This is a genomic window from Alistipes sp. HGB5 (assembly GCF_000183485.2).
GTDB lineage: Bacteria > Bacteroidota > Bacteroidia > Bacteroidales > Rikenellaceae > Alistipes > Alistipes finegoldii.
This window is the reverse complement of the sequence record NZ_AENZ01000021.1, coordinates 66,569-81,382: the sequence shown is the minus strand read 5'-3', so window position 1 is coordinate 81,382 and position 14,814 is coordinate 66,569. Positions and strand designations below refer to the sequence as shown.

12 protein-coding genes are annotated in these 14,814 nt (G+C 61.5%); 11 read left to right on the top strand and 1 reads right to left on the bottom strand.

Annotated features, from left to right (window positions below):
- Positions 1-17 precede the first annotated feature (17 nt).
- The 6 genes from HMPREF9720_RS03655 to HMPREF9720_RS03630 all read left to right on the top strand — a co-directional run bounded on the left by HMPREF9720_RS03655 (position 18) and on the right by HMPREF9720_RS03630 (position 9,535).
- On the top strand, positions 18-1,604 hold the full coding sequence (locus tag HMPREF9720_RS03655) for a SusD/RagB family nutrient-binding outer membrane lipoprotein (RefSeq protein WP_022044247.1): 1,587 nt from the start codon (positions 18-20) through the stop codon (positions 1,602-1,604).
- Positions 1,605-1,658: 54 nt separating this feature from the next.
- Positions 1,659-2,789 carry a glycoside hydrolase family 18 gene (locus tag HMPREF9720_RS03650; RefSeq protein WP_009596918.1) on the top strand — a complete coding sequence of 377 codons (1,131 nt, stop codon included), beginning with the start codon at positions 1,659-1,661 and terminating at the stop codon, positions 2,787-2,789.
- Positions 2,790-2,807: 18 nt separating this feature from the next.
- On the top strand, positions 2,808-4,121 hold the full coding sequence (locus HMPREF9720_RS03645; protein WP_009596916.1) for a BT_3987 domain-containing protein: 1,314 nt from the start codon (positions 2,808-2,810) through the stop codon (positions 4,119-4,121).
- An 84-nt stretch (positions 4,122-4,205) separates the two neighbouring features.
- Positions 4,206-6,512: a glycoside hydrolase family 20 protein gene (locus HMPREF9720_RS03640; RefSeq protein ID WP_009596835.1), complete on the top strand. Its 2,307-nt coding sequence runs from the start codon at positions 4,206-4,208 to the stop codon at positions 6,510-6,512.
- Between the two features lie 4 nt (positions 6,513-6,516).
- A complete protein-coding gene (locus HMPREF9720_RS03635) occupies positions 6,517-8,103 on the top strand; it encodes a sulfatase family protein (RefSeq protein WP_009596858.1) in 1,587 nt (528 codons plus the stop codon).
- Positions 8,104-8,131: 28 nt separating this feature from the next.
- On the top strand, positions 8,132-9,535 hold the full coding sequence (locus HMPREF9720_RS03630; protein WP_009596795.1) for a sulfatase family protein: 1,404 nt from the start codon (positions 8,132-8,134) through the stop codon (positions 9,533-9,535).
- Between the two features lie 259 nt (positions 9,536-9,794).
- Here HMPREF9720_RS03630 and HMPREF9720_RS03625 read toward each other — a convergent pair whose 3' ends face one another.
- Positions 9,795-10,100 (bottom strand): DUF3467 domain-containing protein, encoded by a 306-nt coding sequence (locus HMPREF9720_RS03625; protein ID WP_009596931.1) that lies wholly within the window; start codon positions 10,098-10,100, stop codon positions 9,795-9,797.
- Positions 10,101-10,293: 193 nt separating this feature from the next.
- Between HMPREF9720_RS03625 and HMPREF9720_RS03620 the strand changes: the two genes are divergently transcribed.
- The 5 genes from HMPREF9720_RS03620 to HMPREF9720_RS03600 all read left to right on the top strand — a co-directional run bounded on the left by HMPREF9720_RS03620 (position 10,294) and on the right by HMPREF9720_RS03600 (position 14,814).
- Entirely contained in the window at positions 10,294-10,971 is a 678-nt protein-coding gene (locus HMPREF9720_RS03620; RefSeq protein WP_039939759.1) for a LysE family translocator, read from the top strand.
- Positions 10,958-11,656: a (d)CMP kinase gene (gene cmk, locus HMPREF9720_RS03615; RefSeq protein ID WP_009596886.1), complete on the top strand. Its 699-nt coding sequence runs from the start codon at positions 10,958-10,960 to the stop codon at positions 11,654-11,656. The genes HMPREF9720_RS03620 and cmk overlap by 14 nt, the downstream gene beginning before the upstream one ends.
- Before the next feature lie 30 nt (positions 11,657-11,686).
- On the top strand, positions 11,687-12,556 hold the full coding sequence (locus HMPREF9720_RS03610; RefSeq protein ID WP_175282388.1) for a 4-hydroxy-3-methylbut-2-enyl diphosphate reductase: 870 nt from the start codon (positions 11,687-11,689) through the stop codon (positions 12,554-12,556).
- A 130-nt stretch (positions 12,557-12,686) separates the two neighbouring features.
- Positions 12,687-13,157 carry a hypothetical protein gene (locus HMPREF9720_RS03605; protein WP_009596827.1) on the top strand — a complete coding sequence of 157 codons (471 nt, stop codon included), beginning with the start codon at positions 12,687-12,689 and terminating at the stop codon, positions 13,155-13,157.
- Positions 13,150-14,814, top strand: coding sequence for a S41 family peptidase (locus HMPREF9720_RS03600; RefSeq protein WP_009596920.1), 1,665 nt, complete (start codon positions 13,150-13,152; stop codon positions 14,812-14,814). The genes HMPREF9720_RS03605 and HMPREF9720_RS03600 overlap by 8 nt, the downstream gene beginning before the upstream one ends.

The following is a 14,814-nucleotide window of genomic DNA, read 5'->3' as shown; positions in this document are numbered from 1 at the left end:
CCGTTATGAGAAAATACATGAACATCATAAACAGACTGTTGTTCGGCGCCGTCGCCTTGGCGGCATTGTCCTGCACGGGCAATTTCGAAACCTACAACCGGAACCCCGACCAGCCGAGCACGATAGACCGCGACGTCTGGAACTACATCAAAAGCATGCAGTACAACGTGATTCCCACCGTCAAGAACCAATATCAGATCGTGGAAAACGTGTCGGGAGGCGCCTACGGCCGCTACTTCGCCTACGCCAAATCGACCGATGCGGGATGGAACACCGGCATGTTCGCCTTTTACCGAATCGCCAACGACTGGGCCAATCCTCCCTACGAGGTGCCCATGACCAACATTTACAGCAACTGGCGGGCCATCAAGGCCGAACTCGAAGAGCCGGAAGACGACTACCGCATGGCGCTCGCCCAGATCATCCGCGTGGCGGCCATGCAGCGCGTCACCGACATTCAGGGGCCCATTCCCTACCGCACGATGGAGAACAACGACGACCTGACCGCTCCCTACCAGTCGCAGGAGGCCGTCTACGGCTTCATGCTCGAAGACCTCGACCATGCGGTGAACGTGCTGGAGACCTACATCACCCTCGCCGGAACGGACGTGGTCGCAGAAGCCGCATCGGCGGATTACGTCTACAACGGCAACCTCGCCAAATGGATCCGGTTCGCCAATTCGCTCAAGCTCCGTCTGGCCATGCGCATCTCGAACGTGTCGCCCGATGCCGAACGCTATGCCGAAGAGGCCGTCGCGCACCCCTACGGCGTGATCGAATCGAACGCGGACAACGCCTCGCTCGACGTCTCCCAGACCAACGACCAGAATCCGCTCCGCTGGCTGGTCGAGGATTACAGCGACGTGCATGCGGCGGCCGAGATCGTCACCTACATGAAGAGCTTCGACGACCCGCGCCTCTCCAAATATTTCAACCCTGCGGTCCGGGACAGCGAGTACCACGGCTCGCGCGTAGGCGCCTACTCCTCCAGCCAGTGGAAGGACTACTATTCGCTTCCGAAAACCAACGCCCTCGACCGGCTCATGTGGATGAACGCCGCCGAAGTGGCCTTCCTGAAGGCCGAAATGGCCGTCAACGGATGGGACGTGACGGGCGACGCCAAGACGCTCTACGAAGAGGGCATCCGCCTTTCGTTCGAGCAGTATCAGGCCGAAAACTACACGTCCTACATCGCCGGCACGGCCGCGCCGACCGCCTATTCCGATCCGCGCAGGGCCAACAACTATACGCCGGGCACGGCCTACAGCGTCACCGTCGCATGGGACGGCGCCCTTTCGGCGGAAAAGCAGCGCGAGAAGATCATCACCCAGAAATGGATCGCCCTCTATCCGCTCGGAACGGAGGCGTGGGCCGAGCAGCGCCGCACGGGATATCCGCGGTTCTACCCCACGCCCACCAGCACCAACGCCTCGAACGAGCCTAACCTGCCGACCGAAGGCGCTTCGCGAATCCCCTTCGCTCCGAACGAACAGACGCGCAACGCCGACAACTACGATGCGGCGGTGGCCCTGCTGGGCGCCGGCGGCGACAAGTTCGGAACCCGGCTGTGGTGGGATGTAAAAACGGACAAACCCGCTTGGTAGAACGCTTCTGCCGACCGGCAATTTCTCAATGTAACCCGAAAAAAAACGACAAGTATGAAAAAGATATTATTGATGTGTCTGTCCCTGCTGCTGTTCGCGTCCGCTCTGGTCTCCTGCGAGGATTGGACGGAGCCCGAAAGCAAGGTGTTCCTCAAGGGCGACGGGCACGACGACGCCTATTACGCCGCCCTGCGCAAATGGAAGGCGGAGACCGATTACGACATGGCATGGGGATGGTTCGGCGGTTGGGGCGCCAACGCCACCAACCTCAAGAACTCGCTCCGGGGCCTTCCCGACAGCCTCTATCTGGCGGCCATCTGGGGCCGGTGGCGTCCCAGCGTCCTGACCGACGCCATGAAGGCCGACATGGAGTATGTCCAGCGGGTAAAAGGCACCAAAGTGGTGTGCACCACCATTACCGGCTGGGTGGGAGTCGACGTGATCGGAGGCGATTACCAGAACAACCCCCAGAAAGAGGAGTATTTCGGCTGGAAGCCCGAATGGGACACTCCGTCGGGCTGGCGGGCCGCCGACGGCACCGACGAACGGGCCGCTCAGGAAGCCTCCATCCGCAAATACGCCCGCATGCTCGCCGACAGCGTTTATACGGGCGGCTACAGCGGCATCGACTTGGACTACGAGCCGAACGTCGGCGGAGCCGGCTGCAAACGCGAGCTATCCAACCGCGACAACTTCTACATCTTCGTGGACGAGCTGGGCAAATACCTCGGACCGAAATCGGGCACGGACAAACTGCTGGTCATCGACGGAGAGATCAACGCCGTCGAAGGCCGCTGCATGCCCTATTTCGACTACTTCATCTGGCAGGCGTACAGCACCTCCTCCGATTCGGGACTCAACACCTACATCAGCACGGTGATCCGGAACGGTTCGGGATACATGGAGCCGGAAGAGCTGATCCGCAAGCTCTACACCACGGTCAACTTCGAACAATACGCCGCCGAGGGCGGCGGCTCCTACACGGGCGGCATCAACCGGCTTCTGGGGCAGGCTCTCTGGAAACCCACATGGGAGGGCAAGACCTACCGCAAGGGCGGATTAGGCTCCTACCACATCGAATACGAATATTATCTGTCCGGCAAATCGGGCTTCTATCCGTGGACCCGGCAAGCCATCAACGCCGTACATCGGTCCGAGAACGAAGAAGAGGTTCCGAACGAATAACCGAATAAAACCACTGCAATGAAAATCAAGGCATTTTATTTATCGGCCGTCGCAGCGATCGTGACGGGACTCGTGTCCTGCGACAACGCCGAACTCAAATACGACGACGTAACGGGCCCCGGCAGACTCTTCCTGAACGAAGCGGTCGGAACGGCCAAATCGGTCTCGTTCGTCATTCCCGACGACGGCAGCGTCTACACGGTCACGCCCCGCATCTCGAAACCGCTGGGCAGGGACCTGAAACTCACCGTATACGTGGACGAGAAGGCCCTCGACGAGTACAACAAACAGAACAACACCTCCTACACACTGCTTCCCAACACCAACTACGAATTCGAAAGCAGCGCGGTGATCCCCGCAGGCAAGGTCGTCTCCAATCCGGTGACAATCACCCTGCATCCGCTCACCACGGAGCAGAACAAGACGGGATTCGTCCATGCGCTGCCCATCGCCGTAAAGGCCGAAGGGGAAGCCATGCAGGTGCTCGAAGGCGCCGACGCATTCGTCTTGGCCGCAACGCCGGTTCCCTATTCGAACGTAGTCGAGATCACGGGCAACAGCTATCTGCAAACACGTTTCGCCGAAGATTACAAACTCTCGTCGTGGACCTTCGAAACGCTGTTCAACCCCAGTCAGATCTACACCGGCAACACGACGACATGGCTCGCGTCGGCCATCGGCTACTACGAGCAGGGCGGCACGAAGATCATTCAGGACGGCTTCATGCTCCGTCTGGGCGACAGCGGCGGCGGCACGAAGAACAGCCTGATCAACGGCATGGTCAGCCGCTCCGGCAAACAGATCTCCTCCATCCCGCTCCAGTCGAACATCTGGCACCATATCGCCATCGTGTGCGACGAAGGTGACATCACGCTCTACGTGAACGGCAACGTCGGCTACACGGCCAAATCGGGCTATGCCGCGACGCAGTTCTACGCCCTGAACGGCATCCGCTTCGGCAACGAATCCGCTTCCGGCAACCTCGGAAGCCTGCGTTACCGCTACTGTCAGGTCCGGTTCTGGTCCGTAGCGCGCAGCGTCGAGGAGCTGAACAACAACCGCTATGCGGTTCCGGCCGACACGCCGGGTCTGCTGGGCTACTGGAAACTCAACGAGTACACCGAAGGCAAGGCGATGGTTCCGGGCTCCAGCGTAAAATGTATCGAAGAGGACACTCCGATGACGGAAACGGAGACCTACCTCTTCAAAGACGCCACGGGCAAACAGCCCGACGCCCTCATCCACCGGGCGTCCGCAAACACCCCCTACATCTTCACCCCGGACAAACGCATCGAGGTGGGGTATACATGGGACGGCGTTCTCGCCCAATAACCGTCCGAACGAAACGAGCCTCCCCGTAAAACCGAATTTACGGGGAGGCGGTTTCTAATGACCACTTTCCTGAAAAACCGTGACATGAAATTTTCATTCCACCTGCTGCTGACCTGCATCGCGCTCACGGCCTGCGGCGAGAGCGGCAAAACGACCGCCGATTACCGGATCGTGCCGCGCCCCGGCGAAATCGCGCCCGGCGACGGCGGCGATTTCGAACTGGACGCCCGCACCCGGATCGTATGCACCGGCGACGGCGACGGCATGCGCGCCAATGCGGAGTTTCTCGCCGGATATGTCGAATCGGTCGTCGGCTCGGCCCCCGAAATCACCGGTCCGGACGGCCTTTGCGACGACGGCAGGGCAGTCATCCTGCGGGCCGACGCGCCGGGCAAAGGCGGCGAAGCGTACGAAATAGAGGTTTCCGAGAACCGCATCACCGTCAGCGGGGAGTCCGACGCCGGCGTGTTCTACGGCATCCAGACGCTCCGCAAGGCGATGGGCGCCGCAAAAGCAGCCAAAGTGCTTTTCCCGGCGGTCCGCATCGCCGACGAACCGTATCTGGGCTACCGGGGCGTGATGCTCGACGTGGGGCGCACGTTCTATCCCGTCGAAGAGGTGAAGCGGATCATCGATCTGGCAGCGCTGCACAACCTCAACGTCTTCCACTGGCACCTGACCGACGATCAGGGGTGGCGGATCGAGATCGACGCCTATCCCCGCCTGACGGAAACCGGGGCTTTCCGCCGCGACACGACGCTCGCGGGCGAGCCGGGCACCTTCGGCGGCTACTACACCAAACGGCAGATCCGCGACATCGTCGAGTATGCCGCACGCCGGTATATCGAAGTCGTTCCGGAGATCGACATGCCGGGCCACATGACGGCGGCGCTCGCCTCCTACCCCGAACTCGGATGCACGGGCGGGCCGTACGTCATCACCTCGCAGCCGGGCGTGCGCCGCGACATCCTCTGCGCGGGCAATCCCGCGGTCTTCGATTTCGTGGAAAAGGTCCTCGAAGAGGTGATCGGACTCTTCCCCTCGAAGTACATCCACATCGGGGGCGACGAATCGCCGCGCACGCGGTGGCGGGAGTGTCCCGAATGCCAGTCGCTGATCCGCAGGGCGGGGCTGAAAGCCGACGCCCGCCACAGCGCCGAAGACAAGCTTCAGGGCTACTTCAACACCCGGATCGAGGAGTTCCTCGCACGCCACGGGCGACGGCTGATCGGCTGGGACGAAATCGTGGACGGCGGCATGTCGCCCGACGCTACGGTCATGTCGTGGCGCGGAACGGCAGGCGGCATCCGGGCCGCCGACGAGGGTTTCGACGTCATCATGTCGCCCAACTCGTCGCTTTACTTCGACTATTACCAGTCGGCGAACATCGACACCGAACCGCCGACCATCGGCGGTTATATTCCACTGAAAAAGGTCTACGACACCGAACCCGTTCCCGAAGAGCTGACGCCGGAGCAGGCCCGTCACATTATCGGCGTGCAGGCCAACGTGTGGACGACCTACATGCGGACCGATACGATTCTGGAACACATGCTGCTGCCCCGGCTGGCGGCGCTCGCGGAAAGGGCGTGGTCGGACAGGGAGAAGGATTTCACGGACTTCATGATGCGGCTCGACCGGCTCGTCGGGTTCTACGACCGCGACGGTTACAGCCACTTCCCCCATTTCTACGACATAACCGGCGCCTTCACCGCGGATTACGCCCGCAAGGCGGTGGGGATGACCCTTTCGTCGCTGCCCGGAGCGGACATCCGCTACACGCTGGACGGCAGCGAGCCGACGGAAGAGTCGCCCCTCTGCACCGACACGGTGTGGATCGGATCGCCGGCGGCGGTCCGGGCGGTCGCCGTCCTGCCCGACGGACGGCGCAGCGAACCCTTCCGCGAGGAGGTGACCTTCAACAAGGCCACCATGAAGCCGATCCGGCTGCTGACCGCTCCGCACCCCAAATACGCGGCCGCCGCGCTCAACGACGGCCTGCGGGGCAAGCGGGTCTTCACCTACGGCAACTGGGCGGGCTGGCAGGACGACGACATGGAGGCCGTGATCGACCTCGGACGGCAGGAGGAGATCGCGCAGGTGGCGTTCAACGCCCTGCTGGACTACGGGTCGCACATCATGGACGCCGCAGGAGCGAAGGTATGGGTTTCGGACGACGGCGAAACATTCCGCGAGGTATACGGCGAGCACTATCCGGAAATTCCTTACGGCGCCGTCAAACGCATTTTGCGCCACGAAGCGAACTTCTCCCCGGCGCTCCGGGCCCGCTACGTGAAACTGCGGGTCATACGCTCCGAACAGCTTCCCGAAGCTTATTTCGACCGGAATCTGCGTCCGTTTCTGTTTATCGACGAAATTTACGTATATTAGCAGTATGGATACACGCGGATTCAAATTATGCGCGGCCGCCGTCGGAATTCTCCCCGTGACCGCAGGATGCACGGACCGAGCGCCGCAGGAGCATCCCAATATTCTCTTCATTCTCTCGGACGACCACACCTCGCAGAGCTGGGGCATTTACGGCGGCATTCTGGCGCCGTACGCCGCCAACGACAACATCGCCCGCCTTGCCGCCGAAGGGTGCGTGCTGGACAACGCGTTCTGCACCAACTCGATCTCGGTGCCGAGCCGGGCCGCGATCCTCACCGGGCAGTACAGCCACCTGAACGGCGTCTACACGCTCGACGACGCACTGCGTCCCGAACAGGACAACATCGCCAAGCGGCTGCAGCAGGCCGGCTACCGGACGGCGCTGATCGGCAAATGGCATCTGAAAAAGGAACTGGCGGGATTCGACTATTACAGCGTTTTCCACGATCAGGGCACCTACCGCGACCCGGTATTCAAGACGGCCGAAAACTGGATGGACGACGACAAGGGCGTAGGCGGCGCGGTGGAAAAGGGATTCTCGACCGATCTGGTGACCGACAAGGCGATCCGCTGGATCAAAGAGCGGGACCGGACGAAGCCCTTTTCTATGTTCTGCCACTTCAAGGCTACGCACGAACCGTGCGATTTCCCGGAGCGGTTCGCGCACCTTTACGACGGTGTGAGGTTCCCCGAACCGGAAAACCTGCTCGAATTCGGCCCCGCGAAGTCGGGCCGCACGTTCGCGGGCCAGCCGCTCGAAACGATGGCATGGCGCTGGAACAAGGCCTACACCGATCCGGAGAACTGGTGGACCTACTACCCCGAACTGCCTTTCTGCGGCGTCGAGGGGGATTCGGTCGCCAACCGCCGGGCCATCTACCAGAAACTCGTACGCGACTACCTGCGCTGCGCCGCGGCGATCGACGACAACATCGGCCGTCTGCTCCGCACGCTCGACGAAGAGGGGCTGGCGGAGAATACGGTCGTGATCTACGTCTCGGATCAGGGTTACTTCCTCGGAGAGCACGGATTCTTCGACAAGCGGATCATGTACGAGGAACCGCTGCGCATGCCCTTCGTGATCCGCTACCCGAAGGAGATTCCGGCCGGAACCCGCAACGGGGACATCGTCACCAACGTCGATTTCGCATCGCTGCTGGCCGACTATGCCGGAGCCGAACCGCCGCAGCAGGCGCAGGGCCGCAGTTTCCGGAGCAACCTCGCGGGCGACACGCCGCAGGAGTGGCCCCGCAGCATGTATTACCGTTACTGGACCCAGCACGAAATACGCCCGGCGCACATGGGCATCCGCAACGACCGTTACAAGCTGATCTTCTTCTACGGCGACCGGCTCGGCATGACCGGCTCGGACGACTGCGTCTCGACGCCCTCGTGGGAGTTCTACGACCTCCGGACCGATCCGCACGAGAACCGGAACCAGTACGGCAACCCGGCCTATGCGGAGGTGATCGGAGCGATGAAGCGCGAGATGCTCGAACTGCGCCGACAATACAAGGACACCGACGAAGGGTCGGCGCGCATGCGGGAGATCATGGAGACCCATTACGCCCCCGAAAGCGCAAAACACTAACCGTCAGGATTAAAAAACAAAACCGAACATGAAATACCTACCCATTCTGCCGGCGGCCGCGGCCGCCGCAGGGATCGTCTCGTGCGACACGGAGCCGAAACGACCCGATCACGTCAATTTCATCCTCATCAACCTCGACGACGCCGGAAACGGAGACTTCTCCTTCTCCGGAGCCTTGGGCTACAAAACCCCGAACATCGACCGGCTGGCCCTCGAAGGGATGCGGTACACCAACTTCTACGCCGCGCAGCCCATCAGCGGCGCATCCCGCGCAGGACTGCTCACGGGGTGCTACCCCAACCGCATCGGCTTCGCCCATGCGCCCAATCCGGGCTGCCCCTACGGCATCAGCGACGAGGAGGAGACCATCGCCGAAGTGCTCAAAAAACGCGACTACGCCACGGCGATCTTCGGCAAATGGCACCTCGGCGACGCCAAGAAGTTCCTGCCTCTGCAGCACGGGTTCGACGAGTGGTACGGACTGCCCTACTCGAACGACATGTGGCCCTACCACCCCAAATGGAAGTTCCCCGACCTGCCGACCTACGAAGGCAACGAGATACTGGGCTACAACCTCGACCAGACCACGCTCACCACGGACTACACCGAGCGGAGCGTGAAGTTCATCCGCGAGAACAGGGAGCGCCCCTTCTTCCTCTATCTGGCCCACTCGATGCCGCACGTGCCGCTGGCCGTCTCGGACAAATTCAAGGGCAAAAGCGAACAGGGGCTTTACGGCGACGTGATGATGGAGCTGGACTGGAGCGTCGGCGAGGTGCTCCGGACGCTCGAAGAGCTGGGGCTGGAGCGCAATACGCTGGTGATCTTCACCTCGGACAACGGTCCGTGGATCGCCTACGGCAACCATGCCGGATCGACCGGAGGCCTGCGCGAAGCCAAGGCCACGACCTTCAACGGAGGACTCCGCGTGCCGCTTATCGCCCGCTGGAAAGGGACGATACCCGCGGGTACGGTCTGCGAACGGCTGGCCTCGAACATCGACCTGCTGCCGACCTTCGCCCAGATCGCCCAAGCGCCGCTGCCCGCACACAAGATCGACGGCGTGAGCATGCTGCCGCTGCTCGAAGACCCCGACGCGGCGCCGGTCCGCGACGCGCTCTGTCTCTATTATCAGGACAACAGTCTCGAAGCCGTGACCGACGGCACCTATAAATTGATTTTCCCGCACGACTACCTCGCCTACGGGACGCCCGGCGACGACGGCATGCCCGGCGAGATGATCCCACGCCGTGTCGAGGAAAAGGAGCTGTACGACATGCGGCGCGATCCGGGCGAACGCTGCAACGTGCTGTCGCAGCACCCCGAAATCGCTGAAAAACTGGAAGCGGTCGCCGAACGGTACCGTGCGGAGCTGGGCGACGACCTGACGGGCTGCGAAGGCACCGGACGGCGCAAGCCGGGATACAGATAATCCCGGCAACGACGGCCGGCAGAAACCGTCCCGGAGAGAGGCCGGGCAACGCGAATCCCGCGAAACAGCCCGACTTGCCGGCAACGCCCGGACGGTTTTTACCGGACCGGAGCGCCCTCCGCACCATCATCCATCCCGAACCGCCCCGGACTGAACGGCAATCCGGACCGCACGGACAACCGGATTGCACCCCGGCCGGACCGGAACACGCCTTCGAACAAAACAAAGGGCGCTGCATGTCAGCGCCCTCATTTATCTTTTAAGCCTCGCCCATCTTCGGCCCCGCCTCGGAGGCCGGCGAAGGGGTCGGAATCTCGATCTTGCCCACGTTGCTCTCGTAGCGGACGATGTTCTCCTGCAGCGAACGCAACAGCCGTTTGGCATGTTCTGGCGTAAGGATGATGCGGCTTTTGACGCGCGCCTTCTGCACGCCGGGCAGCACCGCGGCGAAGTCGATGATGAACTCCGAGGTGGAGTGGGAAATGATCGCCAGATTCGAATAGTTGCCCTGAGCGATCGTATCGTCGAGTTCGAGGTCGATCCCGAATTGTTTCATTTCTGCCATAGGCCCGATTGTTGTTTATGCAAAAATACTGACTAACAAGTACCGATATACAACTATGCGGCCAAAGTTTTCGATATTTTATCAACATATCGGCCATTTCAGACAACCCGTCGCGCCCTTTTTTTGCCTCCCTTTGGCGGATATCGGAGGTTTTTAGTATCTTTGCTCACTGAAAACTCCGCAACAAGCGAAAATGGGATTTGAATTTCTGGACGTTATGTTCCGCGGCATCTGCGTGGGTGTCGCCGCATCGATCACCGTCGGCCCCGTGGCCGTGCTCTGCATCCAGCGCACGCTGTCGAAAAGCCGCCGTTCGGGGATCGTATCGGGCTTGGGCGTCGCCTGCGCCGACACCTTCATGGCCATGGCGGCGCTGTTCTTCTATTCGATGCTCCAAACCCAGATCGAGCAGTACAACACGCTGCTACGCGTAATCGGCGGCATCTTCGTGGTGATCGTCGGCGTCTACATCTTCGCCCAGAATCCCGTTCCCCAGATCCGCCGCAACCGCGCGGGCAAAACCTCGCTGTGGCAGGACTTCGCCTCGATTTTCGGACTTACGATCGCCAACTTCATCATGGTAATTCCCTACATTCTCGCCTTCTTCGCCGTCTTCAAGATTTCGGGCGGCGACATCACGCACGAAGGAGTGGGAGGATTCATCCGCGCGGTGTTCATCATCGCGGGATTCTTCGGCGGCGCCGCGGCATGGTGGACGATGCTGGCTTTCGTCATCAACCTCTTCCGCCGCCGTTTCCGCCCCCGCCACATGCTGACGATCAACCACGTCGCGGGTCTCATCATCGGCATACTGGGTATTTACACGATACTTTCAACATTCCTTGATATATTCCCCAATGTCGGATACTAAACACAAAATCATAATCGCCGTAGACGGATTTTCGTCGTGCGGGAAAAGCACGTTCGCCAAAGCCATCGCCCGGCGTCTGGGCTACATTTTCATCGACACGGGCGCCATGTACCGCGCCGTGACGCTCTATGCGCTCGAACACGGAGCGATCCGTTCGGGCATCGTCGATGAAGACGCGGTCGTCAGGCTGCTCGATCAGATTACGATCACGTTCCGGTTCAATCCCGAACGCGGCGCCAGCGACATCTACGTGAACGGCGATCTGGCGGAGGGCAAAATCCGGACGATCGAGGTCAGTAACTGCGTGAGCCGCGTGAGCGCCATTCCGGCCGTGCGCCGCAAGCTGGTGGCCATGCAGCAGGAGATGGGACGCCGCCGCGGCGTGGTGATGGACGGCCGCGACATCGGCACGGTGGTATTCCCCGACGCCGAACTGAAGATTTTCATGACGGCCGACCCCAAGGTGCGGGCCTGCCGCCGCTACGACGAACTGCGCGCCAAGGGAGACAATGTGTCGCTGGAGGAGATCGAGCGCAATGTCCGCGAGCGCGACAAGGCCGACATGAGCCGTGCCATATCGCCCCTGCGGCAGGCCGACGACGCCGTCGTGCTGGACAACAGCTGCATGACGGTCGAGCAGCAGATGGCGTGGTTTATGACGGAATTGGAACGTATAAACAAATAAACGAGCCGGGCGAACGGCACAGTGAAGGATTTGCGAATAGAAATCGACGATAAATCGGGCTTCTGCTTCGGCGTGGTCCGGGCCATTTCGGAGGCCGAGAAGGCCCTCGCAGGGGGAGAAACGGTCTATTCGCTGGGCGACATCGTCCACAACCGGATCGAAGTGCAGCGGCTCGAAAAGCTGGGGCTGAGCACCGTGACCCATGCCGACATGCCCCGCCTGACGGGCCGCCGGCTCTTCATCAGGGCGCACGGGGAGCCACCGACGACCTATGCACGGGCTGCGGAACTGGGCATCGAAGTGATCGACGCCACCTGCCCGGTGGTCGCCCGCCTGCAGGCCCGCGTCGTCAAGGCCCACGAACGGATGCGCCCGGCCGGAGGGCAGGTCGTGATTCTCGGAAAACGGGGCCACGCCGAAGTGGTCGGACTCACGGGGCAGGTCCCCGACCGGACGATCGTGGTCGAAGGGGAGGAGGACCTCAGTCAGATCGACTTCACGCGACCGGTGTACTTCCTCTCGCAGACAACCCAGAGTATCGCCCTGTTCGAAGCGCTGGGGGCCGAAATGCGCCGCCGGGCGGCGAATCCCGCCGACGTGCATATCGACGACACGATCTGCCGGCAGGTCTCCAGCCGCGAACAGCATCTGCAGGAGTTCGCACGGCGGTTCGACGCGGTGGTGTTCGTCTGTGGACGCAAATCGTCGAACGGCAGGGTGCTCTTCGAAGTGTGCCGCACGGCCAATCCCCGGACCTGCAACATCGAGGAAGCCGCGGAGATCGACCCCGCATGGTTCGAAGGCGCGGAATCGGTCGGCATATGCGGCGCCACCTCCACGCCCAAATGGCTCATGCAGGAGGTCGCCGACCGCATCGGGAAGATCGGAAAGGGGAAATAGATGACAGGAACAGCCGCCTGCGGCAAGGCCCTCCCCAAAGAGGGGAAGGGAGAAATTACAAACGGCGTCAACGGCGGCGGCGACCGACCAAAGGCATTGCAACGATACGAATCCAACAAAAACTACTGTTATGAAATACTTCATCCGCTCGTTAAAATATTTCGTCGCCTTGTGCGTTCTATGTGCAGCGATCATGGCGCTGAACCGGCTGTCGGGCTTCGCGACGCTGACGCTCGAAGAGACCTTCTACGTGATGTTCCACACCACGCGCGGCATGATGCTGCCCGCGGTGATCGTCCTGCTCGCAGCCTTCTACCCCAAATTCGGCTTCGTACAGCGCAAGGTCGAGGGCGACGTCGGGGAGAACCGCGAACAGATCGTAAACGCCTTCAAATCGGCAGGCTTTTCGCTTCGCACCGACGAGGACGGCGTAATGACGTTCCGCGCCGACGGCCTGCTGCTCAAGCTGACGCTGCTGGGAGAAGACGAGATAAAAGTTTCACAGTACGGACAGTGGATCCTGATCGACGGCATACGCCGCGGCGTGGCCAGAGCCGGATACAAGCTGGATTCGTACATACAAATGACAAAACATGATTAGAAAAGGATACCGTTATCTGCTCACGGCCGCCGCTGCCGCTTCGGCGGCAGCCCTGCTGACCTTCGCCGCCCGCAACGACTTCGGACTGGGGCGCAACATGGAGATCATGGTCAACATGATGCGCGAACTGTCGCTGAGCTATGTAGACCCGGTGGACCCCGACAAACTCATGGAAGGGGCCGCCGAAGGCATGGTCCGCGACCTCGATCCGTACACCGAATTCATCCCTGAGGAGCAGATGTCCGACTTCGAGCTGCTCACCACGGGCAAATACGGCGGCGTGGGATCGCTCATCCGCCAAAAGGGCGACTGGGTGAAGATCGCCCAGCCCTACAAGGGTTCGCCCGCCGACCGGGCCGGGCTGAAGATCGGCGACAAGATCCTCGCCATCGACGGCAAGGATGCCAAGGGCTTTACGACCGAGCAGGTCAGCTCCCGGCTCAAGGGGGAACCGGGCAGCAAGGTCAAGGTGACCGTCGAGCACCTCGACGGCAGCACCGAGACCGTCACCCTGCAGCGCGAGCGCATCTCCATTCCGGGCGTGCCTTACACGGGCTGGGTGGCCGACGGCATCGGTTACATCCGTCACAGCGACTTCACCGAAGGGTGTTACGAAGACATGCGCGCAGCCGTCGAAAAGCTGCGCACCGAGGGAGAGCTGAAGGGTCTGATCCTCGATTACCGCAGCAACGGAGGCGGCATCATGCAGGAGGCGATCAAGATTCTGGGCATGTTCGTTCCCAAAGGCACCGAAGTGGTAAGCACCAAAGGCCGCACGGAAGATTCGCGGCAGGTTTACCGCACCTCGTCGGAGCCGATCCTCCCCGACCTGCCGCTGGCGGTGCTCATCAACGGCAATTCGGCATCGGCGTCGGAGATCGTGACCGGCGCCTTGCAGGACCTCGACCGCGCGGTGGTCATCGGCCAGCGCAGCTACGGCAAGGGACTCGTGCAATCGCCGCGGCCGCTGGGCTACAACGCCATGCTGAAGCTCACCACGGCCAAATACTACATCCCTTCGGGCCGCTGCATTCAGGCCATCGACTACTCCCACTCGCAGGAGGGTTCGGTAAAGGCCATACCCGACTCGCTCATCACCGAGTACCGGACCCGCGCCGGGCGCAAGGTCTACGACGGCGGCGGCATCACGCCCGACATCCGCACCGAACCCGAATACATCAGCCGCTTCGCGATGACGCTCTATGCACTGGGATTCATCGAGGACTTCGGCGACGACTACATGCGGCGTCATCCGGATCAGCGGATCGACATCCGCAACTTCTCGATCACGGACCGGGATTACGCCGAATTCGCCGAATTCATGAAGGACAAGAAGGTGCCCTACGAATCGGACACCCGCCGCGCCCTCAAAGCACTGAAAAAGGCCGCCGAGGAGGACCGGTTCGCAGACCTCAAGGAGAAGTTCGACCGTGTCGAGGCCGAGCTAAAGGACGATACGCAGACCAATCTGGAGACCTACCGCAAGGAGATCGTCGAGACGATCAACAACGACATCGTCATGCGCCACGGGTACTCCGAAGGGGTCATCGAACACTCGCTCAAAGACGATCCGGAGGTACTGCGCGCCACGGAGATACTCGGCGACGGCGCGGAATACACCCGCATCGTCACCGAGCAGGACACGCCGCGCAAATAA

Excerpts from the sequence above, each read along its gene's own strand:
- HMPREF9720_RS03655 (WP_022044247.1), top strand. The coding sequence starts at position 18 with ATGAACATCATAAACAGACTGTTGTTCGGCGCCGTCGCCTTGGCGGCA.
- HMPREF9720_RS03650 (WP_009596918.1), top strand. The coding sequence starts at position 1,659 with ATGAAAAAGATATTATTGATGTGTCTGTCCCTGCTGCTGTTCGCGTCC.
- HMPREF9720_RS03645 (WP_009596916.1), top strand. The coding sequence starts at position 2,808 with ATGAAAATCAAGGCATTTTATTTATCGGCCGTCGCAGCGATCGTGACG.
- HMPREF9720_RS03640 (WP_009596835.1), top strand. The coding sequence starts at position 4,206 with ATGAAATTTTCATTCCACCTGCTGCTGACCTGCATCGCGCTCACGGCC.
- HMPREF9720_RS03635 (WP_009596858.1), top strand. The coding sequence starts at position 6,517 with ATGGATACACGCGGATTCAAATTATGCGCGGCCGCCGTCGGAATTCTC.
- HMPREF9720_RS03630 (WP_009596795.1), top strand. The coding sequence starts at position 8,132 with ATGAAATACCTACCCATTCTGCCGGCGGCCGCGGCCGCCGCAGGGATC.
- HMPREF9720_RS03625 (WP_009596931.1), bottom strand. The coding sequence starts at position 10,100 with ATGGCAGAAATGAAACAATTCGGGATCGACCTCGAACTCGACGATACG.
- HMPREF9720_RS03620 (WP_039939759.1), top strand. The coding sequence starts at position 10,294 with ATGGGATTTGAATTTCTGGACGTTATGTTCCGCGGCATCTGCGTGGGT.
- cmk (WP_009596886.1), top strand. The coding sequence starts at position 10,958 with ATGTCGGATACTAAACACAAAATCATAATCGCCGTAGACGGATTTTCG.
- HMPREF9720_RS03605 (WP_009596827.1), top strand. The coding sequence starts at position 12,687 with ATGAAATACTTCATCCGCTCGTTAAAATATTTCGTCGCCTTGTGCGTT.
- HMPREF9720_RS03600 (WP_009596920.1), top strand. The coding sequence starts at position 13,150 with ATGATTAGAAAAGGATACCGTTATCTGCTCACGGCCGCCGCTGCCGCT.